At 69.7% G+C, this 22713-nt stretch carries 27 protein-coding genes and 2 pseudogenes; 13 read left to right on the top strand and 16 right to left on the bottom strand.

All coding sequences use genetic code 11. The features are described 5' to 3' along the window. Positions 1-497 precede the first annotated feature (497 nt). Both EJK15_RS53495 and EJK15_RS53500 read right to left on the bottom strand, forming a co-directional pair. Positions 498-1088: a hypothetical protein gene (locus EJK15_RS53495; protein ID WP_138718160.1), complete on the bottom strand. Its 591-nt coding sequence runs from the start codon at positions 1086-1088 to the stop codon at positions 498-500. A gap of 496 nt (positions 1089-1584) precedes the next feature. After that, a complete protein-coding gene (locus EJK15_RS53500) occupies positions 1585-1860 on the bottom strand; it encodes a DUF4342 domain-containing protein (protein WP_138718161.1) in 276 nt (91 codons plus the stop codon). A 195-nt stretch (positions 1861-2055) separates the two neighbouring features. On the opposite strand from EJK15_RS53500, the gene EJK15_RS53505 reads away from it, so the two are divergent. Further along, positions 2056-2241 (top strand): hypothetical protein, encoded by a 186-nt coding sequence (locus EJK15_RS53505; RefSeq protein WP_138718162.1) that lies wholly within the window; start codon positions 2056-2058, stop codon positions 2239-2241. Here EJK15_RS53505 and EJK15_RS53510 read toward each other — a convergent pair. Continuing rightward, positions 2238-2423, bottom strand: coding sequence for a hypothetical protein (locus EJK15_RS53510; RefSeq protein WP_138718163.1), 186 nt, complete (start codon positions 2421-2423; stop codon positions 2238-2240). The genes EJK15_RS53505 and EJK15_RS53510 overlap by 4 nt on opposite strands. A 315-nt stretch (positions 2424-2738) precedes the next feature. Between EJK15_RS53510 and EJK15_RS53515 the strand changes: the two genes are divergently transcribed. After that, the gene (locus EJK15_RS53515; RefSeq protein ID WP_276615529.1) at positions 2739-3128 is read left to right on the top strand and encodes an SPFH domain-containing protein; all 390 of its coding nucleotides are present in this window, start codon (positions 2739-2741) and stop codon (positions 3126-3128) included. 29 nt (positions 3129-3157) lie between these two features. On the opposite strand, the gene EJK15_RS53520 is transcribed toward EJK15_RS53515, so the two are convergent. After that, a complete protein-coding gene (locus EJK15_RS53520) occupies positions 3158-3574 on the bottom strand; it encodes a universal stress protein (RefSeq protein ID WP_240777788.1) in 417 nt (138 codons plus the stop codon). 637 nt (positions 3575-4211) lie between these two features. On the opposite strand from EJK15_RS53520, the gene EJK15_RS77285 reads away from it, so the two are divergent. The 3 genes from EJK15_RS77285 to EJK15_RS53535 all read left to right on the top strand — a co-directional run bounded on the left by EJK15_RS77285 (position 4212) and on the right by EJK15_RS53535 (position 5979). Beyond that, positions 4212-4868, top strand: coding sequence for a universal stress protein (locus tag EJK15_RS77285; RefSeq protein WP_476739205.1), 657 nt, complete (start codon positions 4212-4214; stop codon positions 4866-4868). Further along, complete coding sequence (locus EJK15_RS77290; protein ID WP_338089938.1) at positions 4865-5062, top strand: universal stress protein; 198 nt, start codon at positions 4865-4867, stop codon at positions 5060-5062. The genes EJK15_RS77285 and EJK15_RS77290 overlap by 4 nt, the downstream gene beginning before the upstream one ends. A gap of 80 nt (positions 5063-5142) precedes the next feature. Then, positions 5143-5979 (top strand): universal stress protein, encoded by an 837-nt coding sequence (locus tag EJK15_RS53535; protein ID WP_338089939.1) that lies wholly within the window; start codon positions 5143-5145, stop codon positions 5977-5979. A gap of 93 nt (positions 5980-6072) precedes the next feature. Here the strand turns inward: EJK15_RS53535 and EJK15_RS53540 are convergent, their stop codons facing one another. Both EJK15_RS53540 and EJK15_RS53545 read right to left on the bottom strand, forming a co-directional pair. Continuing rightward, positions 6073-6897 carry a universal stress protein gene (locus EJK15_RS53540; RefSeq protein WP_138718166.1) on the bottom strand — a complete coding sequence of 275 codons (825 nt, stop codon included), beginning with the start codon at positions 6895-6897 and terminating at the stop codon, positions 6073-6075. Further along, positions 6894-7241, bottom strand: coding sequence for a DUF1876 domain-containing protein (locus EJK15_RS53545; protein ID WP_338089940.1), 348 nt, complete (start codon positions 7239-7241; stop codon positions 6894-6896). The genes EJK15_RS53540 and EJK15_RS53545 overlap by 4 nt, the downstream gene beginning before the upstream one ends. 232 nt (positions 7242-7473) lie before the next feature. Between EJK15_RS53545 and EJK15_RS53550 the strand changes: the two genes are divergently transcribed. Then, positions 7474-7893 (top strand): Hsp20/alpha crystallin family protein, encoded by a 420-nt coding sequence (locus EJK15_RS53550; protein WP_138718167.1) that lies wholly within the window; start codon positions 7474-7476, stop codon positions 7891-7893. Between the two features lie 184 nt (positions 7894-8077). Next, positions 8078-8305 (top strand): hypothetical protein, encoded by a 228-nt coding sequence (locus EJK15_RS53555; RefSeq protein ID WP_138718168.1) that lies wholly within the window; start codon positions 8078-8080, stop codon positions 8303-8305. A gap of 244 nt (positions 8306-8549) precedes the next feature. On the opposite strand, the gene EJK15_RS53560 is transcribed toward EJK15_RS53555, so the two are convergent. Continuing rightward, positions 8550-9380 carry a GerMN domain-containing protein gene (locus EJK15_RS53560; protein ID WP_171075066.1) on the bottom strand — a complete coding sequence of 277 codons (831 nt, stop codon included), beginning with the start codon at positions 9378-9380 and terminating at the stop codon, positions 8550-8552. Between the two features lie 202 nt (positions 9381-9582). On the opposite strand from EJK15_RS53560, the gene EJK15_RS53565 reads away from it, so the two are divergent. The 3 genes and pseudogenes from EJK15_RS53565 to EJK15_RS53575 all read left to right on the top strand — a co-directional run bounded on the left by EJK15_RS53565 (position 9583) and on the right by EJK15_RS53575 (position 12980). Then, the gene (locus tag EJK15_RS53565; RefSeq protein ID WP_138718170.1) at positions 9583-10440 is read left to right on the top strand and encodes a universal stress protein; all 858 of its coding nucleotides are present in this window, start codon (positions 9583-9585) and stop codon (positions 10438-10440) included. 131 nt (positions 10441-10571) lie between these two features. Next, positions 10572-10709: pseudogene (locus EJK15_RS53570) on the top strand (universal stress protein); the annotation flags it as partial. A gap of 165 nt (positions 10710-10874) precedes the next feature. Continuing rightward, the gene (locus EJK15_RS53575; RefSeq protein WP_138718171.1) at positions 10875-12980 is read left to right on the top strand and encodes a zinc ribbon domain-containing protein; all 2106 of its coding nucleotides are present in this window, start codon (positions 10875-10877) and stop codon (positions 12978-12980) included. Between the two features lie 13 nt (positions 12981-12993). Here the strand turns inward: EJK15_RS53575 and EJK15_RS53580 are convergent, their stop codons facing one another. Genes EJK15_RS53580 through EJK15_RS53620 form a run of 9 tightly spaced genes read right to left on the bottom strand, consistent with a single transcriptional unit; the run spans position 12994 to position 20205 of the window. Beyond that, positions 12994-13608: a V-type ATP synthase subunit D gene (locus tag EJK15_RS53580; RefSeq protein ID WP_138718172.1), complete on the bottom strand. Its 615-nt coding sequence runs from the start codon at positions 13606-13608 to the stop codon at positions 12994-12996. Continuing rightward, on the bottom strand, positions 13605-14969 hold the full coding sequence (locus EJK15_RS53585; protein WP_138718173.1) for a V-type ATP synthase subunit B: 1365 nt from the start codon (positions 14967-14969) through the stop codon (positions 13605-13607). Before EJK15_RS53585 ends, EJK15_RS53580 begins: the two co-directional genes overlap by 4 nt. Continuing rightward, on the bottom strand, positions 14966-16591 hold the full coding sequence (locus EJK15_RS53590) for a V-type ATP synthase subunit A (RefSeq protein WP_138718174.1): 1626 nt from the start codon (positions 16589-16591) through the stop codon (positions 14966-14968). Before EJK15_RS53590 ends, EJK15_RS53585 begins: the two co-directional genes overlap by 4 nt. Further along, positions 16579-17073 carry a V-type ATP synthase subunit E family protein gene (locus EJK15_RS53595; protein WP_240777790.1) on the bottom strand — a complete coding sequence of 165 codons (495 nt, stop codon included), beginning with the start codon at positions 17071-17073 and terminating at the stop codon, positions 16579-16581. Before EJK15_RS53595 ends, EJK15_RS53590 begins: the two co-directional genes overlap by 13 nt. 5 nt (positions 17074-17078) lie before the next feature. After that, positions 17079-17297, bottom strand: a complete 219-nt coding sequence (locus tag EJK15_RS53600; RefSeq protein ID WP_206061669.1) for a hypothetical protein — start codon at positions 17295-17297, stop codon at positions 17079-17081. Between the two features lie 8 nt (positions 17298-17305). Next, positions 17306-17647 (bottom strand): ATP synthase subunit C, encoded by a 342-nt coding sequence (locus EJK15_RS53605; RefSeq protein ID WP_138718176.1) that lies wholly within the window; start codon positions 17645-17647, stop codon positions 17306-17308. Beyond that, entirely contained in the window at positions 17575-18870 is a 1296-nt protein-coding gene (locus tag EJK15_RS53610) for a V-type ATPase 116kDa subunit family protein (protein WP_206061671.1), read from the bottom strand. The genes EJK15_RS53605 and EJK15_RS53610 overlap by 73 nt, the downstream gene beginning before the upstream one ends. After that, positions 18857-19777, bottom strand: coding sequence for a V-type ATPase subunit (locus EJK15_RS53615; RefSeq protein ID WP_138718177.1), 921 nt, complete (start codon positions 19775-19777; stop codon positions 18857-18859). Before EJK15_RS53615 ends, EJK15_RS53610 begins: the two co-directional genes overlap by 14 nt. Further along, positions 19774-20205 (bottom strand): hypothetical protein, encoded by a 432-nt coding sequence (locus EJK15_RS53620; RefSeq protein WP_138718178.1) that lies wholly within the window; start codon positions 20203-20205, stop codon positions 19774-19776. The genes EJK15_RS53615 and EJK15_RS53620 overlap by 4 nt, the downstream gene beginning before the upstream one ends. 317 nt (positions 20206-20522) lie before the next feature. Between EJK15_RS53620 and EJK15_RS53625 the strand changes: the two genes are divergently transcribed. The 3 genes and pseudogenes from EJK15_RS53625 to EJK15_RS53635 all read left to right on the top strand — a co-directional run. Further along, on the top strand, positions 20523-21572 hold the full coding sequence (locus EJK15_RS53625; protein ID WP_138718179.1) for a class I fructose-bisphosphate aldolase: 1050 nt from the start codon (positions 20523-20525) through the stop codon (positions 21570-21572). A 342-nt stretch (positions 21573-21914) separates the two neighbouring features. Beyond that, positions 21915-22202, top strand: a complete 288-nt coding sequence (locus EJK15_RS53630; protein WP_138718180.1) for a CBS domain-containing protein — start codon at positions 21915-21917, stop codon at positions 22200-22202. 89 nt (positions 22203-22291) lie between these two features. Beyond that, positions 22292-22420 (top strand): annotated as a pseudogene (locus EJK15_RS53635) (ABC transporter ATP-binding protein); the annotation flags it as partial. Positions 22421-22713 lie beyond the last annotated feature (293 nt).

Genomic DNA, 22713 nt, shown 5'->3' on the forward strand with positions numbered 1-22713 from the left:
GGCTTGGGACGCAGCATTATCTGGGTGGTCCGCATCTCGATCATCTCCTCCGGCAGTCCCTACGTGTGGTGCCTACTCTCGTGCCTGAACAGGGTGTTGGAGCAGGTGCGGAAGTCCCCGGGGAGAGGGCCGGAAGCGCCTGATGACGTGGGACTTTCGTCCTTCGGACGAATGGCCGGTCACAGTGGACTGCATCATCTGACCTGCCCAGTAGCGGTGTTACGGCCACCCGGGCAAACGTGGTGATTCAGACCGGCGGGTGTGCCGTGGTCGCTTTTCTTGGAGGTAGGCGGCGGATCCCGCATTCACCTCATGGCCCGGTTAGCTGGACAGGTTTGATGGGCACGGTGTGTCGTCGCGGCGTGACACGGGGCGGATGTTCGCGGGCTGAGGGCGGCGGATTCGATACGGTGAGTCGTTCAGTGTGGTTTTCCGTCCTTGCCTTTTCAACCGGTCGAGCCACCAGGGACGGAGGTCCCAACCCCGTCGGCTGCTTGTCAGGACTTGCGGTAGGTGGATTCGGCGAGAGCCTTGATGGTGATCAGCTGCTTGCGGGTGATCAGGAAATCGGCCGACTCGGAGAGCACCAGGTAGACCAGCCCGAGCAGGCCGGGACGGCACCGGATCCGCAGCCGGAACAGCAGGCGGGTGTGGTCGCCCGCGTCGAGTAGGACGATGGCCCAGCTGATCCGGACATGGAACGCGCGGATGGCGAGCACGATCGTTCGCTCCGGTTCGACCTGCTCCACCGTGTACCCGGTGCCGAGCGGCGGGGTTGGCAGCAGATCGCCGCGTTCGAGCCGCTGCAACTCCGGGACGATCGACTCAGCGCTGGGGTGGCCGTCGTTGGTGATCCGGTCGTAGCCGTACCAGCCCGCACGGGGGTGGCCGCCCATCTGCACCAGCCACGGCCACACGGCCTCGGGCGGTGCCTCTATGGTGATGGCACGCGTGGCCTGGATGTGCGGGCGCCGCACGATCGCATCCCCGGGAAGAGGGCGCTGGGCCTCACCTCGGGTGGCTCCCCAGCGCAGCAGCCGGGGGCGAATGAGCATCAGGTAGGCGGCAAGTCCGATGGCCGGGAGCATCAGCACCCGCCTTAGAAGGCGGCGGGCGGGGCGACGTAGCTTCATATCTCGATCGCAACATGCCTGGGCAGGACCCCGTAGGGCCGAAGGGCGGTGCTGATCCATCCTTAGTCCCGCCCGTGTCCCCACCACGTGAGTCAGGACACCTGGTGGATGGTTGCCTCCGGCGGGAAGCGGCGCAGAAGCGAGGCCGAGGTCCCGGCAGGCAGGCAGCGAGTCGGCGGCGGGCATACCTGCGTCTGCTCCGCCGCCGCTTGGTCGTGCCCCCGAGTTGCTCGCAGCGGTCGGTCGGTTGGCCGCTGCGAGCAACTGGCGCACTGCGGCACCGCTTCGGCCATGTGGGGGAGGGGCGCCGGCTACCGTTGCGCACGCCGGGCGGTCCCCCAGAGCTTCCCCACCGTCGGCGGCGCTTGCGGCCCTGGCGGCGGGGAAGCTCTATGACAAGCCAGGTAGAGGGGGCGGATTCCCGTCTCGTCACCTGCGGTTCCCGGTACGGTCAGGCCGCAGGGAGTCCGCCGTCCTGCTCACCCTGGATGTCACGTTCGATCCGGATGGACCATTCGGCGGCGGCAGCGGCCAGCGCCGCTACCGCGGTGAGGGCAGGAGCGGCGATGAACGCCACCACGCCGACCGTGACCGGGATCTCCATCACGGTGTGGCCGTGGGAGTCCTTGACGATGATCCGGCGGACGTTGCCCTCGTGGATCACACTCTTGACCTTGTCGGCGAGCTCTGTGCCGCGGACCTTGACCTCTTCGTGCGTGACCGTCATCGTCTTACTCCTCTTCCTTCAGGTTCTGGCTTTAGGGTCCGTCTAGGCGACCTGTCCGGGCATGAGGCCAAAGTCCCGGTCGTGTCGCCGATGGTCATGACGTTGGTGCCGGTTGCCTGTGCTCGGGGACAGGGGCCGCGGCCAGGCGGACGCCGACGAGGATCAGCGTGGCGCCGGCGAGCAGCAGGACCCCCCGTGGCGACGAACAGCCCTGCGGTCAGTCCGGTGAGCCAGGGCAGGGTGGCGGCCACCTTGAGGTCGGCGCTGACAGGTGCGGTGCCGTCGGCGTTGATAATCACGATCGTCCAGTCGCCGGGTTGGACGTCCCGCTCCACGCTTCCTGAGCCGCTCGCCGCCCAGAAGGTCTGCGTGCCGGGCTAGGCGGCCGGCACGCCACCCGGGTGACGCTGGTAGCGGATGTCGTCGGAACCGCCCGCGAAGTCGAGACGAGTGACCTGGTCGTGGCCGACATCCTTCAGATAGGAGTCGGCGTCGGATTGGCGGGCGATGCCCACGAACAGTGGCGTGCCTGTGCCGGCGGCCTCGATCCGGACCCGGCCCACCAGGTCACGTACGAAGTCGACACCTTGGCCGCTGACGGCGATCTGTTTCGGTGGTCAGCGCATACGTCGATGTGGTGAGGCGTTCGGAGCTGGTCTGGCAGCAGGACGACATTCTGGAACTCCCTTTCATATGGGATCGGCCCTGAGGCCAGAGGAAGTCCGGCGAACGGACAAAGCCAGAGCGCGCAGCGATGCCGACCTGAGCGAGGTGAAGGCCTTCTCCGACGCTACAGCGGCCTCGGGGCGGACACTGCTGTCTACGCCGCATCCCTGCAGGGGGCCGCGGCGTGCATTTCCTCCACGGTCGAATGGGGGGTGGAGGTGACCTTGGTGGAGCTGAAGGACATCCAACTGCCCGACAGTATGAAGCGGGCGATGGCCAAGCAGGCCGAAGCCGAACGCGAGAAGAGAGCCAAGATCATCAACGCTGAGGGTGAGCACCTGGCCGCCGCCGCACTGGGCGAGGCCTCCGACATCATGATGGCCCACCCCCTGGCGTTGCAACTGCGCAACCTGCAGAGCCTGGTGGAGATCGGCGTGGACAAGAACAGCACCGTCGTCTTCCCCGCCCCGCTGATGACCACCATCGCCGAACTCGGCGCCTTCCTCGCCCGCGAACAGGCCGCCGCCACCCCCGACATCCGCAACGGCGTGCCCGTGCCGGTCTCGGTCTCCCTGACCAACGGAGCCCCCGATACCGCGTGAGGCGGCCGGCCCGGTGGGGCGTAGAAGGATCAGCTGGATGGCGGGGTCACCGCGACCGGGCACCAGGCTTTGAGCAGCGCGGTCTGGGTGACCGGTCCCAGCAGAAGGCAGGCGGGCGATTCGATTCCCCGGTTGCCGAGCACGAGGAGCGTCGCATCCTTGGCCGAGTCGATCAGTGCGCGCTGGGGTCGCTCGGTCACGAATTCGGTCGTCACCGGTACATCGGGGTGTCTGCGCGCCAGTTGGGATGCGACTTCACGAAATCGGGCTTCCGCGCCTTCGCGCAGCGCGTGTGAATCCACGAAAGGCAGCGGATCCGGCCAAGACGATGATCCGCAATCTGCCCAGCAGCACAGGACCGTCAGGATGCCGCCACGCAGCGCGGCCTCGTCCAGAGCGAAGTCGAAGGCCGCCAGGCTCGCGGGCGAGCCGTCGATGCCGAGCACGATTTGGACTTCCTGGCTGCTCGGTTGCAGGAGGGGCCGGACGACGACGACTGGCCTGGTACTGTGCGCGGGCACCTGTACGGCGGCCGACCCCACCTGCGGGCCATCGAACCCTCCCTCTCCCCGAGACCCAAGCGCCTCCTCAGCTCACACTCGTCGAGCGCCCAGTCCAAGGCCTGCATCGAGAAGTCCGAGCCGTCGTAACCTACGACCACTCTGTGGGGCTCAGCCACGGCTCTCACCTCGCATCCGTCGCCGGCGACTGCGGCCGCTACGGGCCCGTCAAGATGTCTGTCAACCGGCAAAAGCCATCACCCCTTGGGCTCTGCGGCTGTCCCGATGGACGGCTACCCCCGTACCGGGGCGATATCCCCTCTGACCAGCGCGGCCTTAGTACAAGAGCGTTGCGGGCGCGCTTCCAGGGCCAGGCCCAAAGGTCACGATGGCGCGCGCTGGGTTGGGCACAGCGGGCCGCGAGGTGATCTACCGCTGTCCCGACTGTGGCCAGTCTTTTCGTGGTCTTGGCTTGGCGGGATCGTGCGGGATCGACCTCGCTCGGTAGGCGGAACTTGAGGTTTTCTGCAAAATCGTGTCTTTATGTCGCTTTCGGGAAGGTGGAGCCGTGAGGAGTCGGTTGGTGAAGGAGAAGGATGATGCGTGGACGGATTGTGGTCGGAACAGACGGCTCCGCATCATCGACGGTGGCAGTGGAGTGGGCTGCAGCCGACGCTCAGGGGAGGGGCTGCTGCTGCGGATCGTGCATGTCTGCGAGCAGTGGTCGCATGGCATGGACACGTCGAAGTACTGTGCCGGCGCTTTGGAGGCCGCCGCTGACAAGGCCCGCGCTAGGAGCGGAGATGTCCAGGTCAGCACTGAGATGCTGTCGGGCAACGTGATCGACTCGCTGATAGGCGAGTCGGTGTCCGCCGAGAGCCTGGTGCTGGGCAGCAGAGGATTGGGCGGGTTTGCCCGGATGACGCTTGGGGGGGTGGGCCTGGCCGCGGCGGGGCATGCCGCCGGCCCTGTCGTGATCGTCCGTGGTCCCGGCACCGCGCAGCACGATCAGATCGTGGTCGGCGACGACGGATCCGAAAGCTCACGGCAGGCCATGGCGTACGCCATCGAACAGGCCCGTGCCCGCCGTGCTCGATTGCACGTGGTCTACGCCTTGCGAATGCCGATGGTCTCGCCGGCATGGCCGGCTTACAGCCCTCTGCTGATGGCCTCCTTCCAAGAGGAGGCACGCACCGCGCGCGGGCCGCCCCTTGGCGAGAGACGAATCCCGACGTCGTGATCACGGATGAACAAGTACGCGACCATCCTGTGGCCGCCCTCATCAAGGCCGCGGCCACGGCGGACCTCGTCGTGGTCGGCTCACGCGGCCTGGGCGGGTTCTCCTCGGCGGTGCTCGGCTCAGTCAGCCATGGGGTGTTGCACCACGCGGCATGCCCAGTGGCGGTGGTACGGCCACCCGACGAGCCAGAGTGACCAGGCCCGCGCGCTCTGGAGAGTCATACCGATGAGGAGCCGGACGGGGGAACATCATGACTGGTCTGATCATTGCAGGTGTGGACGGTTCGGCTCCCAGCGCCGCGGCGGTCGAGTGGGCCGCCGACGATGCTCTTCGGACCGGTGCCGAGCTTCGGATCGTCCACGTCTTGGATCGGCGGCCGTACGAAATCACCAGATTCCTGGTCTCGGATCAGGAGGATCGCCTGCGCAAGGCAGCGGGCAAGGTGCTACAGGCGGCCGAGGCGACCGCGCGCGCCCGTCAGCCGACCGTGGAGGTGAGCACTCGGTTGGCCGAGGGCGTGCCTGCGGCTGTTCTGCGGGAGCAGGAGGCGAGCGAACTGGTCATCGGCAACCGAGGGGTGGGCGGGTTTGCCGGAGCCCTGCTCGGATCGGTCACCATGGAGGTGGCCGCACAGGCCAACTGCCCCGTGATCGTTGTACGCGCCGAGCCGAGGGAGAAGGTCGGTGAGATCGGAGTCGGCGTCGATGACTCCGACACCTGCGAGCCGGCCCTCGGCTATGCCTTCGAGCAGGCCAGGCTGCGGGGTGCCACGCTGCGCCTGATCCACGCCTGGCAGGTGCCCGTGCACGCCTTTGCCCCCGAGATCCTCTACGACCTGGGTGAGGTCCGTGCCGCCCAGCGCGAGGCCGTCGGTACGCGCATCGCAGCGTGGCGGGCGAGGTATCCCGAGGTGAACCTCGTCGAGGACGTCCAGAACGTACACCCCGTCGACGCGCTCACCAGTGCGGCGTGTGACCTGATCGTCGTCGGTTCCCATGGCCGCGGCGCGCTCGGCTCGCTGGTCCTCGGATCCGTCAGCAGAGGGGTGCTGCACCACGCGCGCTGTCCCGTCGCGGTGGTCCGCTCTCAGGAGTTCTTCCGGCGGCCATAGAGAGAACACGCGGACACGCCTCATCGGGAAGGCCGACGTGCACCACGAGATCGTGCTCAGGTAGACAACCGGCGCCGCTCATTCGCCGAGTGGCTACCGGCGGACCACCACGATCGGGCATTTGGCACGGCGCAGGACGGCATGCGCCGTCGAACCGGGCACCGGGCCGGTCAGTCCGCAAGCTCGCAGACCGAGAATGAGCAGGTCCGCATGAGCGGAGGCGTCGATCAACGCGGTGTGCGACGCTGCGTGTCCGCAGGTGCGGCGGACCACAACGTCGGGAAACTTCTCCTGCCAGGGCGTGATGGCTTCGGCGAGAAGTCGCGTCGCCTCTTCGGCCGCCGTGTCGACGCTGTGAAGAGGCGGCTGCCCGGTTCCCGGGCCGTAGGGGGTCGTCCAGGTCCAGGTGTGGACGGCTCGCAGCGCACTCGCGCGCATTGAGGCTTCCTCGAATGCGAACTCCACGACCGGTTCCTGGCACGGGTGGCCGGTCAGACCGGCCACGACTTCCCCGGTGTGCCGACGCTGGTTCCTGCCGACCACGGCGATCGGGCAAGGTGCGGAGTGTAAGAGGCGCAGGTTAACGCTGCCGAGCTGACCGCCGCTCAAGGCGTCCTGTCCTCCACGGCCGGTGACCAGCAGTTGGGCATGGGCGGCATGCTCGACAAGCGCAGGGACCGGCTCCTGGGCCACGATCTCGGTGGTGATGCTGATGTGCGGCTGTGTCATGCGGGCGCGGAGCGCGGCGTGCTCCAGCAGTGCACGCAATTCCGCGGTCGGGCGCTGGGGCCGGTGGCGGGAGATGGCGTGCAGGATCAGCAGTGGGGCACGGCGCAGCCCCGCTTCCTTGCCCGCCCAGGCGGCCAAGGGGAAGGAATCGGGGCTGCCGTCCACGCCAACGACGACCGGACTCATCATGAGCGGGCCGGGGCAGCAGGGCCGGCGAGCTCGGTGATGTCGCGTTGTGTGACGACGGCCAGTTTTTCGGCGAGATCGGCAAGGGCGCGTGAGGCTGCCAGCTCGTCGCCGATCTCCGGCACCGCGGGGTCCGCCGGGTTGCGGCGAGCGTGACCGGTCCCGGATAGATGAGTACCGTCCCTGGTGGTCAGGACCGCTCGAGCGTTCGTGTCATCGCCATCGTCGGCAAGATAGATCTGAACGGACCATTGCTTGGCTTCCATGATCGTAACCTCTCTCAGGGTTTGGCGGCCATGCCGCGCGAGGCCGGGAACTCGCGTATCCCGGTCCATCTCGGAGATCACCGCGGAGATGCGGTGCGGCCGATCATGGCCAGGCCCGCCCTTCCCGACCGTCGCCCTCCTGATTTCGATGCTGCCCCTTCCCCGACGGTGGGGTAAGAGGCGAACGGCCCTGGGTGTCCGCAGAGATTCAGGACGGAAGTCCCGGTGATACAGGGCTTTTGCCGGGACCGGGCGCAGGAATCAGAGATCTAGTGGAGATGGCCACATTCACCTCTTGTGAAAGGAGGACGAGATGGTCGAAGTCACGCGTCGCGACTTGCCCTTCCAGGTCCTGGAGCTCCCGGACTGGCTGGAGGGGCCGATGGCGGGATGGCGAGAGTACGCTCGCTTGATCCGTGTTGAGGACTTCGTCGCCGATGGGCGCTACGTGGTGCGGGCCGAACTACCCGGAGTGGACCCCGCCAAGGAGATCGAAGTCAGCGTGGATCAAGGAATGCTCCGCATTCAGGCCGAGCGGCCTGAGGAGCGCCGGGAACACGGCCGCAGCGAGTTCCAATACGGCAAGCTGCATCGGACGATCCGGCTGCCGCGCGAGGCAAGGGATCAGGAGGTCAAGGCCGCTTACCGCGACGGCATCCTCGAGATCAGCATTGGGCTGGCCGAGGAGAAGAAGCCTGCCGCCCGCAGAATCACCATCGAGGGCACCGGCTGACCTCACCAGGCGGTCCAGGTCGCGGTCCTTCGACGCGGCCTGGACCAGCTCGGCTCGAGTGGTCCAAGCCGTCGATGAGCAAGGCCGGCGACTCCATCTCGCGTCTGCTGCCGCTCCGGCAGCACCGGCCGGACCGCTACTGCTGCCGCGCAGCCGCCGGGGCGCGACGTCCTACAACGACTTCGTGGCCAAGGTGGACAGCGGTCAGGTACAGGCGGTAACGGCGGATGACGCGGGCGCCGCGTCAGGGACGCGGAAGAACGGGGATGGCTTTGATACCCAGGTTCCCCACGCACTCGACGCACGGGATCTGGAGAGTCGGCTCAGGGGCCTGGTCAACGAGGCCGCCATCATCGCCGTGCGCGGCGGCCGCCCCACCTCTACAACGAGAGCTTCCCGCGCGATCTGCTGACGGTGCGAGCCACCGGCATGTTGGCACATCGCGCGGCGCTCGACCGGCTGGCCGCAGTGCTGATCGAGCAGGAGACGGTGGACGGTTTGCGTGGTCGCGGCGGCGTTTCGAGCAACCGGAGATCAGGATCTGGCGCCCATGGGGGCCGTCAGCGCATGACGGCGGAGGCACATCGCCGATCACCGCTGTCGCAGTCCTCGACGGCGTGCCCGATCTCACCTCGCATCTGCGGGGCTCAAGGCGCTTACGGCTCCAGTGACTGAGGGATGGAGTCCGACGGCCCGGCCGGGTGCTCAGTGTGTCCCGCCGCGTCGTAGATCTTGACCCACTTGATCGACGGGAACTGCTTGAGCGTCGGCCCGATCTGGTCGGCGATGGTGAAGGTGGATCCTCCGCTGGTGACGCGGCCGGTCAGGTAGACCCTGGCGACGCCCTTCTTGACGGTCAGCTTGCTGAATCCGGTGGCCTTGGAGCTGACGAAGCGCAGCCCCTGCGCCCGCTCGGCCTGGGTGGGGCCGGCGAACAGGCGTTGCAGCGCGCCGAAGGCGGTGGCGGGCGGGATCACCGGACGCTGCACGGCCGTGGTGTACGGCCTGCGCCCGGTGTTGTAGTTGGCCGTGTTGAGGAAGTAATCGCGCACCGGCACCGTCCGGTAGGGCGTGGCGATGTCCACGATGACCCTGCTGGGCCGGGTGAGGGTGTAGACCCGGTAGGGCACGCGCTTGGCGAGCCCGACGCCGAAGGTGAGCGTGGCCTCGAAGTCGCCGGTGTTGACGACCTGGATGACGCCGGGCAGGGCGTAGGTTCTGCGGGTGAGCCCGTAAGTGACCTTGCCGTGGCGGTTGTGGCCGTCGGCCTGGTCGAAGCGGACCTGAAGCAGGGCGCTGCCGACCGCGTTGACCGTCTGTCCGGAGCCGTCGGCGATCAGCCGGGACACGTAGCGGACGTCGCGCTGGGCCGGCACCCGGCCTCGGAACTCGAAGACCAGCGGCTGGGCGGCCTGCGCTGGTGCGGCCAGCAGGCCAGTGGCACTGACCACCATTGCGGTGGCGATGAGGGGGCGGATCGGGAGCATGACCATCATCTCTTTCCCCGTGAGTGCTCCTGATCTCAGCCTGACGCCTGCCGTCGCCGGGCAACACCGGCGAAGGTCCTGAATCTTGCACTTTCGGTCATCTGCGGGGACGAAAGTCCCGGAGAAGACGAGCAGGACGACTCTGAGTGGCGGCGTCTGCTCGGACGAGGATGGAAGGGACAGCGTCCGAGCGGAGGCGATCATGAAGGATCAGCTGGGTGTGGTGATCGGCTGCGACACGTCGCCGTCGGCGCAGGAAGCCCTGCGGTGGGGCGCGGCCGAGGCGGCCGCGAGGAAGGTGCCGCTGACGGTGTGCCGCGCGTGGGAGTGGCCCTATCACGAGTGGCCGGGCGAACTGGTGCCGCTCGAACTGGCACGTCGTCCGGCGCAGCGGCTGGTCAAGGAGGCCGCCGCATGGGCCAGGCGTCTTTGTCCGGAGGTGCCGGTCAACACGCTCACCGACAGGGGTCTGCCGGCTGGGATCTTGACCGAGCTGTCTCGGGACGCGGAGCTGATCGTGGTGGGCACCCGCGGCTACGGAGGGCTCGGGGGACTGGTCGCGGGCTCTGTGAGTACCCACGTGGCGTCGCATGCCGACTGCCCGGTGATCGTCACGCGCGGACGCCCGGACGAACGCGACGTACATGAGGTGGTGGTCGGCTTCGACGGCTCACCGCCGTCCGTGGCCGCGCTGGGCTTCGCCGCCATGGAGGCGCACCGCCTGGCGGCGCCGCTCAAGGCGCTGATCGCCTACCGCGAGCGGGGCAGCGATGCGGGCATGCAGGAACCCCGCATCGAAGCCCAGGGACTCGCCTGGCGGGAGCTCATTTCCTGGCAGCGCAGGTATCCCGAGCTCCAGGCCGATGCCGAATTCGTCGACGAACCCGCGCGACCAGCGCTGCTGGAGGCGGCGCAGAAGGCACGCCTGCTGGTGGTCGGCGCCCGCGGCCTGGGGGAGATCAGAGGGCTGCTGCTCGGCTCGGTGAGCCAAGCCATGCTGCATCACGCGCCGTGCCCGGTCGCCGTGGTGCACGACTCATGGAGCGGACGGGCGGAGTAAGGACCATCGACCCCCCTCGTCCAGGACTTTGTCCTCGGCTGCCAAGGCCGCTGTGGCGCGAGGCTGGAGGTGAGAACTCGAAGTGAAGGAGGCGCGTCATGGCCAGGCACATCGTGGTCGGCGTGGACGGCTCGGCGGATCCGGTGGTAGTCGGATCACGCGGGCGGGGTGGCTTCGTCTCGGCCGTGCTCGGCTCCATCAGCCACGGCGTGCTCCACCACGTGATGTGCCCGGTCGCGGTAGTGCGGCCGCGGCGTGAGCAGGCGTGAACTGGCGGCCGGGCGAGGGTGTGAACCGTTGTCCTGATTGGCTAAGCGAACCTGAGCGGAGATGTGTTTCGGACCGTCTGCTCGGGCTGCTTTCGTGCCGGGAAAGCCGAGGGGGTGAGGTGAGGGGCGGAAACTGTCGGTGGCGGTGTGTAGCGTCGCGTGTGCATGATGATGCGGCGGGTTCGGGTGTCAGGGGAGGGGCGGCTGCGCATGGCGGCGTTCGTGGCGACCGCGACCTGTACCGGGCATCGGGCCGTGGTGGAGGCGACGGGGCAGGTGCTGGGCGAGCGGGTGCTGGGCGAGCGGGTGGCCTGGCTGACCGCGCTGATGCAGGCCATGACCGCCGACATCGTCGCCGGCCGGTGGAATGCGCGGGATCTGGGCCTGTTGGCCGCGGGTGTCGGGGTGGACGGGCGGGTGTTGCCGGCCAAGGGGTGGATGGCGATCCGCCGGCTGGGCTGGGGGTGCGCCGCCGGAGCGACCGGTGAGGTGAGCGGTGGGGTGAGCGGTGGCAGGGTGTATGTCTCGGATCGGGTGCGGCGGTGCGCGGAGGAGCAGGCGGCCCGCATGTTGCGGGCGGTGCTGCACCGCCGGGGCATCGTGACGGCGATCCTGGCCACCTGGCCCGCCGATCCGCGGCGGCGTAGCGAGGTGGAGTGGAAGGCGTTGCGGGCGGCGCTGCCTGAGGGGGTCACCGCGGCGGAGATCCGGAACCGGACCCGGCAGGTCCGCGCTGTGCTGGAGCGCGACGGCGTGTTGCCGGGCGATATCACTGAGGTGGAGCAGCCGCCCCGGGTCGCGCCGCAGGCGGTGCTGGCGGCGGCCGACAGGCAGTTGGTCACCCTGACCCGCACCGGCGACATCGGCGCGTTGTTGCGGGTGCAGTTGCCGCTGAAGGCCTCGCCCGCCTGCCGCAAGGATTGGGCCTGGCATGCCATCGCGATTACGCTGCCGCCCACCGTCTCGGCCCAGGCCGCCCTGTGCACTCCGACGGTGCGCCTGTCCGGGGGCAGGGTGCGTATCGATCTGCCGTTCCAGACGCCGATCCCGGTCGCCCCGGCCACCGGCCATACCGTGGCTCTGGGCCTGGACTGGGGGGTGAACACGCTGCTCACCGGTGCCATCGCGCGGCTGCGCGACGGCCGGGTGGTCTCTGATGGGCGGATGCTGCGCTACGACGCCACCGTGATCTCGGCCAAGCTGCACCGGCTGCGCGGCCGGCGCGAACAGCTGGCCGTCAAGCGCGATCACTGCGCGGCGCTGCTATCGGGGCTGGATGCCGCCGATACCCCTGATACCCCTGATGCCGATGCAGGTGATGCCGGTGATGACCGCCGTGTGGCTCTGGAGCGCAGGCATCGGGTGCTGGCGGTCGAGCATGAGCGGGTGTGCGCCCGCATCCGGCATCTGAACAAGGCGCTGGCCTGGTCGGCGGCCCGGTGGGCGGTGGATCAGGCGCTCGCGCTCGGCGCGAGCGTGATCTACCTGGAGGATCTGGCCACGCTGGAGGCGCGTGGGGTGCGCCGGGGCAACGCCGCGCTGTCGGGGCAGGTGCGCGGCACGGTGATCGAGGCGATCCGGCATCTGGCCGCCAAGGAGCGCATCGCGGTGGTGACGGTGCCCGCCCGGGGCACCTCCCGCTTCTGCCCGCGCTGCGGAGACGGCACCAGCGTGCTGCGGCATGTTCCGGCGCCTGACCGGCTGGGCGAGCGCGGCTGGAAGTGGGCCTACTGCCCCATCTGTGGGCTGTCGTGCGACCGGGATCAGGCGGCGGCCGAGCGGATCGCCGCCCGCGGCCTGCTCGGCCAAAAGCACACTCGCACCGACCGGGTCAGCGGCGTGCGCAGCATCGCGGTGGCGGTGGAGGGCAACGTGGCCCGGGCGCGCCGCAGGAGGAAGCCGACCCGGGCGGCGCGGCGGGCCCGGCGCACCGGCACCGATCTGCATCCGCGTCCACCGGCCCGGGCCCGCGACACGGCCGGGCCGACGCCCAAACGGCGGCCGGCACGCCGTATCAAGACCTTCAGCCGTGTGCCCGACCGGCGCACGGTGCCCGCCCCATTCCCCGCAAGGAGTGGACAGCGTCCGGCGGGCCAGGCACCCCAGGCGGCCCGCCCACCGGCGGGGCGTACAGGGCTTGTACGCGATCCTCAGCAGCGGACCGGCTTCCACCGTGTCGCCGCCACCTCCGTACTCCCCCTGGGAGGGTACGGAGGCGGCCCGGCACGGCCACGCCCGCCCGAAATGCCGGAAATCCTCAGGCAAACATAGAGAATCGCAGACGCTAGAGCCTTGCCCGGCCGTCTCCGGGCCCGTCTGACATGCGACGGCGAGCCTGGACCGACGCGGCCCGCTCGGTCTCGTCCAGAACGAGGTCGAGCTGGGAGAGCGCTTGCTGCAGGGCGGGGACCCATCGCTCTCTTAGCGCCCTGATCCTGGTGGTCGTGGTCGCCACCTCAACGGTCACCACGCGCAGAGCCTCCCGCGCGGCCGCGTGCCGCACCGCCGCCTCCAGCGCCGAGCGGCAGGCGACCCTGGTGGGAGGTAGCGCGGCGGTGAGGGGGAGCGCGTCCGGTGGATCGGGGAAACGGCACTGCACGCGGCCGGGGAAAGCGGCGCCCATCACCTCGGCCCACTCGACGGTGATCTCGGCGGGCGGGCTCGGTCGCAGAGCGCGCTCACCGGCGAGCGCGGCGGTCCGCAGGATCCAGGTTTCGGCCTCTGCCTGGGCGGTCGTCCATTCACGCTCGGTTCGCGCGTTGAGCAGGCTGAGGCGTTCCTGTTCCTGCCGCAGGATGCGGAGTTTGCGGTCGAGCAGGTCGATTCCGCGCTCTGCCGCGGCCAGGCGGCGGTGCAGCCACAGCCGTCCGGTACGTCCAGGAGGCACGCGCAGTTTCATCCGGCCTCCCTGTAGTGCGCCTTCAGGGCGGTCGTCGCAAGCATGGTCAGCTCGCGGCGCGGCAGCACCGAGGCCACCCGCCAGGCCCGTTCGAACGTTTCCTCCAGCGTGCGCGCCTCGTCGCCCCGCTGGGCCAGCAGAACTTCGGTGAAGGCACGCGACAGGTCGAGGTAGCGGCGGTCGGTCGCGCTGAGCGCGCCCGCGCCCACCAGCTCGGCCAGCTCGCCCGCCTGCCGGGCACGGGCGAGCGCGGCGAGCGTTTGCGCGGCGAGGTCCATGTGCTCGGATCTGGTACGGCCTGCGCCCACCCCGCCGCGCATCAGCCGGGACAGCGACGCCAGCGGATCGATCTGCGGATACACCGCAATTTCCGGCGACAGGACGATCTGTCCTTCGGTGATGTAACCGGTGAGATCGGGCACCGGGTGGGTGATGTCCCCGGCGGGCATGGTCAGCACAGGCAGCAGGGTGAGCGAGCCCGGCCGGCCGCGCACGCGGCCACAGCGTTCGTAGAGCGAGGCCAGGTCGCTGTAGAGGTAGCCGGGGTAGGCCCGTCGGGCGGGAATCTCGCCGCGGGCCGCCGACACCTCGCGCAGCGCCTCGCAGTAGCTCGTCATGTCGGCCATCACGACCAGCACGTGCCTGCCCAGCTCGAACGCCAGGTGCTCGGCCACCGTCAGCGCGATCCTGGGCGTCAGCACCCGCTCGATCACGGGGTCGTCGGCGAGGTTGAGCAGCAGCACCAGCTCACCGGCCGCCGAGCGCAGCTCCAGCGCGTCGCGCACGGAGGCCGCGTCGGCGTGGGTCAGGCCCATGGCGGCGAACACGACGCTGAACGGCTCGCCGCCCACGTGGGCCTGCGCGGCGATCTGCGCGGCCAGTTCCAGGTGCGGCAGACCGGCCGCGGAGAACAGCGCGATCTTCTGACCGCGCACCAGCGTGGTCAGCAGGTCGATGGCCGAGACACCGGTCAGCACCGGATCGGCGGGCGGCACCCGCCAGGTCGGGTTCAGCGGGAAGCCGCTCACCGGCGCGCTGGACGTTCCGAAGACGGGAGGTCCGTCGTCCAGCGGCTCGCCACGTCCGTTGCAGACCCGGCCCAGCCAGCCCGCGCCGACCGGCACCCGCAGCGGCGAGCCCGCGAACGCGACCCGCGTCCCGCTCGGGGTCATGCCCGAGGTGCCTTCGAGCACCTGAACGAGGGCCAGGTCACGATCCACCTCCAGGACCAGGCCATGGCGGGTCTCGCCGGAGGACAGCCTGATGGTGGCGAACTCGTCCCAGCCCACCCCCGAGACGCCGCCCACCAGTGCCAGCGGGCCGCGTAGCTCGCTCAGAGTGGTGTATTCCAGCTCGATCATGGCGTTTCCTTGGCACGCAAGATGTGGGAGAAGTCGCGGGTCTCGATCTCCGCGGCGGGCAGCCCTTGCTCGGTCAGTTGCAGACAATCGTCGACCGTGTCCAGGATCAATCCGGCCAGGGCGGCGGTGCGCTCGGGAGCGCAGTAGGCGTCGACGGCGCTGAGCGCGCTCTGCTGGAGCAGCCCTTCGCGCAGTAGCCGATCAGCGAGCAGGACGACGCGCTCGTGGGCGGGGAAGGTGGCGGTGCCGACCAGTTCGGCCAGCGCGGACAGCCTGTCGGCCTCGGCGAGCAGGCCCGCCACCCGGGCGCGCAGCGGCGCCCAGTCCCGCCTGCCGTTCCTGGTGTGCCAGGCCGCGAGGGCGTCGCCGTCGCGGGAGAACGAGCCGGTCCACGACACTGCCGGGTAATGACGGGCGTAGGCGAGCTCCCGGTCCAGGCTCCACAGAGCACGGACGAACCGCTGGGTATGGGTCGTGACGGGCTCGGTCAGATCGCCGCCGGGCGGTGAGACCGCGCCGATGATCGTGACCGAGCCGGTGCCGCCACCGAGCGTGGTGACCAGGCCCGCCCGCTCATAGAAGGCGGCGATGGCCGAGGCCAGGTCCGCCGGATAGCCCTCCTCGGCCGGTAGCGCGCCGCTGCGGGAGGCGAACTCGCGGCGCGCCTCGGCCCACCGGGAGGTCGAGTCGGCGATCACCACGGTGTCGTAGCCCATGTCGCGGAAGTGCTCGGCCACGGTCACGCCCGTGTAGACGCTGGCCTCGCGGGCCATCATCGGCATGTTGGAGGTATTGGCGATGACCACGGTGCGTTCCAGCAGGCGCCCTCCGGTGCGCGGGTCGGTCAGCTCGGCGAGTTCGGCCACCACGTCGGCCATCTCGTTGCCGCGCTCGCCGCAGCCGATGTAGACGACCACGTCCGCGTCGCACCATTTGGCGATCTGCTGCAGCAGCACGGTCTTGCCGGTGCCGAACCCGCCGGGTACGGCCACCGTGCCGCCGCGCCGCAGGGGCAGCAGCAGGTCGATGACTCGCTGGCCGGTGATGAGCGGGACCTTGTCGTCAAGCCTTTCCCGGTACGGCAGCGCACGCCGGACCGGCCAGTGCCAGACCATGGTCACGTCCCGATCGCCCACCGTGGCCACCGGCGTGTCGGCCGGGTAGTCGCCTTCCGGTCGGATGGTGGTGACGGTGCCGCCTGGGGCGAGAACGAGATAGGCGACGGCGCCGCTGCCGTCCACGGTGCCGATCGGCGTACCAGCGGCGATGGGCGATCCCGCGTCGAGCAGCGGGCGAAAGTGCCAGGTCCGGTCGTCCCGCGTGCGGCCGGCGACGGGGTCCAGCCACATCCCGGCACCGTCGAGCGGGCGCAGCAGGCCGTCGAAGATGCCGCCGAGCAGGTGCGGGCCGAGCCGGGCCGACAGCGGCTCACCCAGCGCCGTGACGTTCGCGCCGGGAACGATGCCGCCGGTGTACTCGTAGGCTTGGACGGTCGCGTGGCCGCCGCTCAGTGACACGATCTCTCCGGGAATGCCGGAGATGTCCACCACCTCGAACATGGCGGCCTCCCCGAGGCCGTCCACCTCGACCAGCGGCCCGTTCACCCGGGTCACGGCAGCCATAGCCGCTCCACCTCCGCCCCCAGGCCATCGATCGCCCGGTCGGCCAGCGCTGCCAGGCCGGCATCGACGCGGCGGCCTGGGGCCTCGCCGACGATCCCCCCATCCGGATGCTCTATCACGAGCGCATCAGGACCGACCCGGTTCCGTACCAGGTCGCGCAGGCGGGCGAGCAGGGCCGGGTCGTTCCGCAACTCGCGGGCTGCCTGCCTGGCCCGGCGGCGGAACTCGCTGAGCGCGCCCCGCTGGGCGGCCAGGACCAGGCGCCGTGCCTCGCGCTCCATCCTGATCTGCTCGGCCCTGGCCTGGTCGCCGGCCTCCGCCACGCCCTCGGCATGGGCGGTGGCGACCAGCTCCTCGGCCTGCTCCTGGGCGGTGGAGGTGAAGGTGGTGGCCTCGTCGTTCGCTCGCGCCCTCACCTGGCCGGCCTCCTGCCGGGCGGCGCGCAGGAGTTCCGCCGCCAGAGGAGCGATGGCCTGGGCCATTGTGGTCACTGGGGCTCACCCGCCCGGTCGGCCATGATCACGGTCAAGGGGCCGCAGACGGGGCCGAGCGCGTTGGCCGCCGAAGGCGTCAGGATGACCACCATGATGTCCGGCTCCAGCCTCGCCCAGGCTAGGCGCACATCCTCGGGGCTCTCTGCGGGCAGAACGACCGCTCCGGCCAGACCGAAGTCGAGCACTCTGGCGTGCTCGCCGAGTATCGCCACGCGGCTCATCATGCCCTGCCGATCAGGATGATCCCGACGACCAGCCCGTAGATGGCGATGCCTTCGGCCAGGCCGACGATCACGATGGCCCGCCCGAACAGCTCCGGCCGTTCGCTCATCGCGGCCAGCGCCGCGGCCCCGGTGTAGGCGACCGCGATGCCCGCGCCGATGCATGAGCCCGCCACCGCGATGGCGGCGCCCAGGAGCGCTGCCCAGTTCGCCTCCGCGGCCTGCGCCGAGCTCTCGGCTCCGGCCGCCGTACCCGTGATGGCCATGATCAGGATCGTGACGGAGAGGAGGACGGTGGCGGAGGCGAAGGCGAGGATTCCTCGCCTGACCCAGATGGACATGTCGATCCCTCCAAAGGGACGTGCCAGGGGCGGAACGGCCGCCCCTCGGTCTGGAAGACACGGGAGAACAGCTCGTAGTACTCCAGGCGCAGCGCCTGGATCGCGACCACCAGCCCCTCCAGGGCGAAGGCGATCGCGTTGCCGAGCAGGAAGACCAGGGCGGCGCCCGCCGAGGGCCACAACCCGGTGGTGCCCTGCCACACGATCGCGCCGATGGCGGCGTGCGTGAGGCCGAACGCGGCGAGCCTGGCGAAGGAGGCCACGTTCGAGCCGAGACTGACGATTGCGTCGAACAGCTCCATCAACGCCTGCGTGACTCCGCCGCCCTCGGCCAGGAAGCCCGCGAAGGCCAGCCCGAACCCGGCCACCGCCACCACTACTCCGCCGGCGAGCAGCCAGCCGAGCCCCGCATACCAGCCGCCCGCCATCAGGCCGAGGCCGAGAAAGGCGGCGGCACCCGCGATGCCCGAGCGCGCGTACAACGCCAGCGGCCAGCCGCCCTCGCGCCACCGGTTCACGCTGCCCAGCAGATAGGAGCCGCCGAGCAGCACAGCGCCGACGCCGATCGCGGCCAGCAGCAGCGGGATCGGCTCGGCCAGCGGCTCCAGCCACAGCACCGGCACCACCCCCGTGGGGCCGAAGAACTCGCCATACAGCAGCCCGAACGCCACGCTCGTCAACCCCGCGCCCGCGGCGAACGGCCACGCCTTGCGGAAGCGCGGCAGCCGGCCCGTGAAGAGCAGCCCGGCCACGGCGAGCAGCAGCAGCCCGTGCCCGGCGTCGCCGAACATCATCCCGAACATCAGCACGTACGCGGCCATCGCCGGCGGAGCGGGATCGACGTCAGCGTACGGCACCGCCCCATACGTCTCCACCAGCGGATTGATCGAGCCACGCAGCCCGCCGGCACGCAGCAGGGAGGGCGCCTCGACACCACGCGGATGCGGTAGCGGGACCACCGCCCCGCCCAGCGGCGCCAGCCGCCTCGCCAGCGCGTCCACCGCAGGCTCGGGCATCCACCCGGGCAACACCGCCACACCGTCGCGTAGCACCGCCTCGCCCGCGTAGCCGTCCACATCCAGATCGCCTTCGAACTCGACGCAGCCCGCGTCACCCACCAGGGCAAGCACCTCGCGTATCCGCTCCTCAGGCGCCGCCACGGCCACCCGGGACATCCGCACCGGACGCCAGCGTGACTTCTTGCCCATGTCACGGCCATTCATCGCGATCTCCCATCCCAGGGGCGAAGCCCTCCGCTCCGCGGGCGGCGAGGGCCAGCGCGGCCCGCGTCCGCCACGCGTCGACGGCCAGGACGGCCAGCGCGCCGACCACCGGCTCCAGCCGGAACCGCGAGTCGGCCAGCAACGCCCTGCCATCCCGGTCGAGCCGCCGCCACCAATGGATTTCGCCCCGCCACAAGTCCTCGGGCCGTTCCAGATCTTCGATCACCCAGGCCGCCGCGACGGGCAGGCAGGCGGCCATCTCGGGGAGCGAACCGGCTCGCGGCGCCTCGCGGCCGAGCAGCGCCGCCGCTCGCGCCGAGGACTGCGGGTTCAGCTCACGTCCTTCGAGCAGCCGCTCCCTGGCCACCAGCAGCGCCGTCGCGCCGGCGGCCCACGGCACCGCCGGATCGAACGCGTCGGCCAGGTGTACCGCCCAGGACAGGCGCATACCGAGCTGGATCCCGCGCGGGCTGTCGTCACCCGGATCGCCCCAGGCGGAGGAGACCAGCGTGGCGCGGACCGCCTGCGGCGTGCCAGCCTGCGCCAGCCGAGACCATGACGTGGCCAGCGCCCCCAGCTTGAACGGCGCGTCCTCCCCGGCCAGCAGCGCGTCGACATTGGCGATCTCGAACCAGCGGGCAAGCAGGCGCATCACGTCCGTCCCCTGCTGGGGGGCCCAGCCTGCGAGCACCCGCAGGTGCCACAGCAACGTGGCGGATACGGCACGCTCGGCCGCAGCCCGATCCTGCCCTGAACGGACGTCATGGCCGTAGGGGGTGTCGGACAAGGCATCGACGGCCGCCTCGAAGGTCCCGGCCTGGGCGAGTCGCCGCGTGCCCGCTTCGCCGAGCCGGCGTCGTACCAGAGCCCTGGCCCTGGTGGAGCCCGCAACCCACGCCCCGCTCATGGCCGTGCACCCAGCTCCCGAATCCGGCCGATCACCCGCTCGACGAGGCCGGGAATCCGGGCCGCCGCGCGAGCTCCGATGACCTCCGCCGCGCGCCTGGCCTCTGCGAGAACCGCCTGGCTCTCGGCGCTTCGCCGATTACGGGCACGTGCCAGCGCGTCCGCGCGTTCAGCGACGGCCCTCGACCGCGCGGTGGCCAGGATGGACGCGGACCGTTCCTGAGCCTGCTGTATCGTCTCGCGGGCGTCTGTTTCGGCTTCCGTCCACAGGTCCGCGCACAGGGATGTCGTCTCCGCGAGCGCGGCGAAGACGGGCTCCACCTCGGCTTCGCGCGCAGCCTGCAGGTCGGCCGGCACACCGACCGGCGCGGCCGCCCCAGGGACACCGGCGGGACGGAACCGTCCGGCGAACTCCCGCAGCAGCGCCATATCGAACCCTCCCTGCTTATGTCTCACTCCAGCCCAACACTGAAAGGTCTCTCTGTGATCAGGCGAAAGTCAGCGGCAGCAGGGTCGAAAGACACCACCTTTCAGGACCTTCGCTTGCTGATGTGTGGTACGGACGGCGATGCGAGGTTTGCAGTGTGGTCGGGGTGCTGGCCAGCGTGGCTGGCTACCGGCTGATGTGGGGACGTTCGGCCCTGGCACCTGAAAGAGAACGAGGCCAGTGTCGTAGGCGAGGCGTCGGTCGCAGCTCTCGCGACGAGCACGAGGGCGCCAACCGCCTGACGGAGGAGGAGCCGGAGATGGATCTGAAGCAGTTACTCGGTGACGAGACGGGATACCTGCTGGAGCATCGTGCGACCGGAATCTCGCGGGACAAGCTGAACCTGCCCGGCGCGGATTTCGTGGATCGGGTGGTGGCCTACACCGACCGGAGTCCGGCGGTGCTGCGCAACCTGCAGCACGTGTTCGACACCGGCAGGCTGGCCGGTACGGGATATCTGTCGATCCTGCCGGTGGACCAGGGCGTTGAGCATTCGGCCGCGGCGTCGTTCGCGCCGAACCCGGCCTACTTCGATCCCGCGAGTCTGTGTGAGCTGGCGGTGGAAGGGGGTTGCAACGCGATCGCCTCCACGCTGGGTGTGCTCGGGTCGGTGTCGCGGCGGTATGCGCACCGGGTGCCGTTCATCGTCAAGCTCAACCACAATGAGCTGCTGACCTACCCCAACCGCTACGACCAGACGATGTTCGCCTCAGTCAAGCAGGCGTTCGACCTGGGCGCGGTCGCGGTGGGCGCGACAGTGTACTTCGGCGCGGCCGAGAGCATGCGGCAGTTGCAGGAGGTGCGGGAGGCGTTCCAGCAGGCGCATGAACTGGGCCTGTTCACCGTGCTGTGGGCGTACCTGCGCAACGAGGCGTTCTTCAAGGACGGAGTGGATTTTCAGCTCAGCGCCGACCTGACCGGGCAGGCTAACCACCTTGCCGCCACCGTGGAGGCCGACATCGTCAAGCAGAAGCAACCCGAGTCGAATGGAGGCTTCCGCGCATTGAAGTTCGGCAAGACCCACGACAGGGTCTACAACGCGCTGGCGGCGGATCATCCGATCGAGTTGACCCGCTGGCAGGTGGCCAACTGCTTCATGGGGCGCGTCGGACTGATCAACTCCGGTGGGGCCTCGAGAGGGCAGGGCGACCTGGCGCAGGCGGTGCGGACCGCCGTCGTCAACAAGCGGGCCGGCGGCATGGGACTGATCGTGGGACGCAAGTCCTTCCAGCGGCCGATGGCCGAAGGCGCGGCTCTGCTGCACGCCGTACAGGATGTCTATCTCGACCCGGATGTCACGGTGGCCTGATGTCACGGAGTTCCGGGCCGAGGCAGCGACACCGAGGACCGAGTTGGCGACGGCCGCCACAGGTTCCGCCGCCGGCCTGCTGCTCGCTGGTCTGACGTCCGCCGCTTCGGCCGTGCTGCCGCAGCCAAGGGTGCCGGGCGGTTGCTGGCTGTCGCTCACCGGTTGGTACATCATCGGCGCCGCCCGCGGGGAGATCACGAGCAGAGCGGCCAGGCGCGGCCTCGGGGTAGCGCTGGTGAGGGACGTCATGACGGCCAGGCTGGACCTGGCGCCCGCCTGGCTGAGCGTTCAGGGGCTGATCGACACCGTGGTACTCGGCTCCCACCTTCAGTGTTCCCCGTCGTGGACTTCGATGGGTATCCGCTCGGGGTGGTCTCCCTGGAGGCTCTCCTTGCCATTCCCGCCGATCGCCGGCAGGACACCAAGGTGGGGGTATTGGTCGTGTCGCAAAGGCCGCCGCGCGTCCTGTCTCCCGACGACGACGCCGTCCTCCTGCTGGAGCGCATCTCGCGCGACGGCGTGCTGCCTGCCGTGGTCGTCGAAGGCGGCCGGGTGGCCGGCATGGTCACGGACGAAGCCCTCAGCAGGACGCTGCAGCAGGCGCTGCTCAAGCCCGCCACGCCCGTGTGACCGTGGCGAGAGCCAGGTGTGCTGGTCGTGGACGAACGTGTGACCTATGGCCCTAACCGGTGCCGTGAGCCGGTCGTAGCGTGCGGTTCATGGATACCGCGATTTCCGTGTCCGGCCTGGTCAAATCCTTCGGCCGGACCCGTGCGCTCGATGGCCTGAACATGCAGGTCGCCACGGGAGAGGTGCACGGCTTCCTCGGCCCCAACGGGGCGGGAAAGCCCATTAGCGGTCTGGGGCGCTCTCGGTTTGGTAACGATGTGTGGGCCTGCTAGGGCGGTTCTCACCTGCGAGATTACGTGATCCAGGGCACGGAGGTGAGGGGGTGGACGAATCGTTGCGGTGGTGCTGACTTCATGGGGCAAGATCACAAAAGGGGGGCATTGCCCCGGGTTCCGCAGTTGGTAGTCACACGTGAGCCCGGAATTGAGGGTTGACCTGGGGGAACGCGTGCAGGGCCGTAGAGGGTCGTGTGCCTACGCCCTCCGCAGCCAGGCGCCGGTCGGGTCAGGCC

Origin of the sequence: Nonomuraea basaltis, from assembly GCF_005893125.1 — a bacterium.
Classification (GTDB): Bacteria; Actinomycetota; Actinomycetes; order Streptosporangiales; family Streptosporangiaceae; genus Nonomuraea; species Nonomuraea basaltis.

Excerpts from the sequence above, each read along its gene's own strand:
- EJK15_RS53615 (WP_138718177.1), bottom strand. The coding sequence starts at position 19,777 with ATGAGCGGGGCGTGGGTTGCGGGCTCCACCAGGGCCAGGGCTCTGGTA.
- EJK15_RS53605 (WP_138718176.1), bottom strand. The coding sequence starts at position 17,647 with ATGTCCATCTGGGTCAGGCGAGGAATCCTCGCCTTCGCCTCCGCCACC.
- EJK15_RS53590 (WP_138718174.1), bottom strand. The coding sequence starts at position 16,591 with ATGGCTGCCGTGACCCGGGTGAACGGGCCGCTGGTCGAGGTGGACGGC.
- EJK15_RS53580 (WP_138718172.1), bottom strand. The coding sequence starts at position 13,608 with ATGAAACTGCGCGTGCCTCCTGGACGTACCGGACGGCTGTGGCTGCAC.
- EJK15_RS53565 (WP_138718170.1), top strand. The coding sequence starts at position 9,583 with ATGAAGGATCAGCTGGGTGTGGTGATCGGCTGCGACACGTCGCCGTCG.
- EJK15_RS53540 (WP_138718166.1), bottom strand. The coding sequence starts at position 6,897 with ATGATGAGTCCGGTCGTCGTTGGCGTGGACGGCAGCCCCGATTCCTTC.
- EJK15_RS53495 (WP_138718160.1), bottom strand. The coding sequence starts at position 1,088 with ATGCTCCCGGCCATCGGACTTGCCGCCTACCTGATGCTCATTCGCCCC.
- EJK15_RS53595 (WP_240777790.1), bottom strand. The coding sequence starts at position 17,073 with ATGGCCCAGGCCATCGCTCCTCTGGCGGCGGAACTCCTGCGCGCCGCC.
- EJK15_RS53550 (WP_138718167.1), top strand. The coding sequence starts at position 7,474 with ATGGTCGAAGTCACGCGTCGCGACTTGCCCTTCCAGGTCCTGGAGCTC.
- EJK15_RS53585 (WP_138718173.1), bottom strand. The coding sequence starts at position 14,969 with ATGATCGAGCTGGAATACACCACTCTGAGCGAGCTACGCGGCCCGCTG.
- EJK15_RS53625 (WP_138718179.1), top strand. The coding sequence starts at position 20,523 with ATGGATCTGAAGCAGTTACTCGGTGACGAGACGGGATACCTGCTGGAG.
- EJK15_RS53620 (WP_138718178.1), bottom strand. The coding sequence starts at position 20,205 with ATGGCGCTGCTGCGGGAGTTCGCCGGACGGTTCCGTCCCGCCGGTGTC.
- EJK15_RS53500 (WP_138718161.1), bottom strand. The coding sequence starts at position 1,860 with ATGACGGTCACGCACGAAGAGGTCAAGGTCCGCGGCACAGAGCTCGCC.
- EJK15_RS53575 (WP_138718171.1), top strand. The coding sequence starts at position 10,875 with ATGATGATGCGGCGGGTTCGGGTGTCAGGGGAGGGGCGGCTGCGCATG.
- EJK15_RS53560 (WP_171075066.1), bottom strand. The coding sequence starts at position 9,380 with ATGCTCCCGATCCGCCCCCTCATCGCCACCGCAATGGTGGTCAGTGCC.
- EJK15_RS53610 (WP_206061671.1), bottom strand. The coding sequence starts at position 18,870 with ATGAATGGCCGTGACATGGGCAAGAAGTCACGCTGGCGTCCGGTGCGG.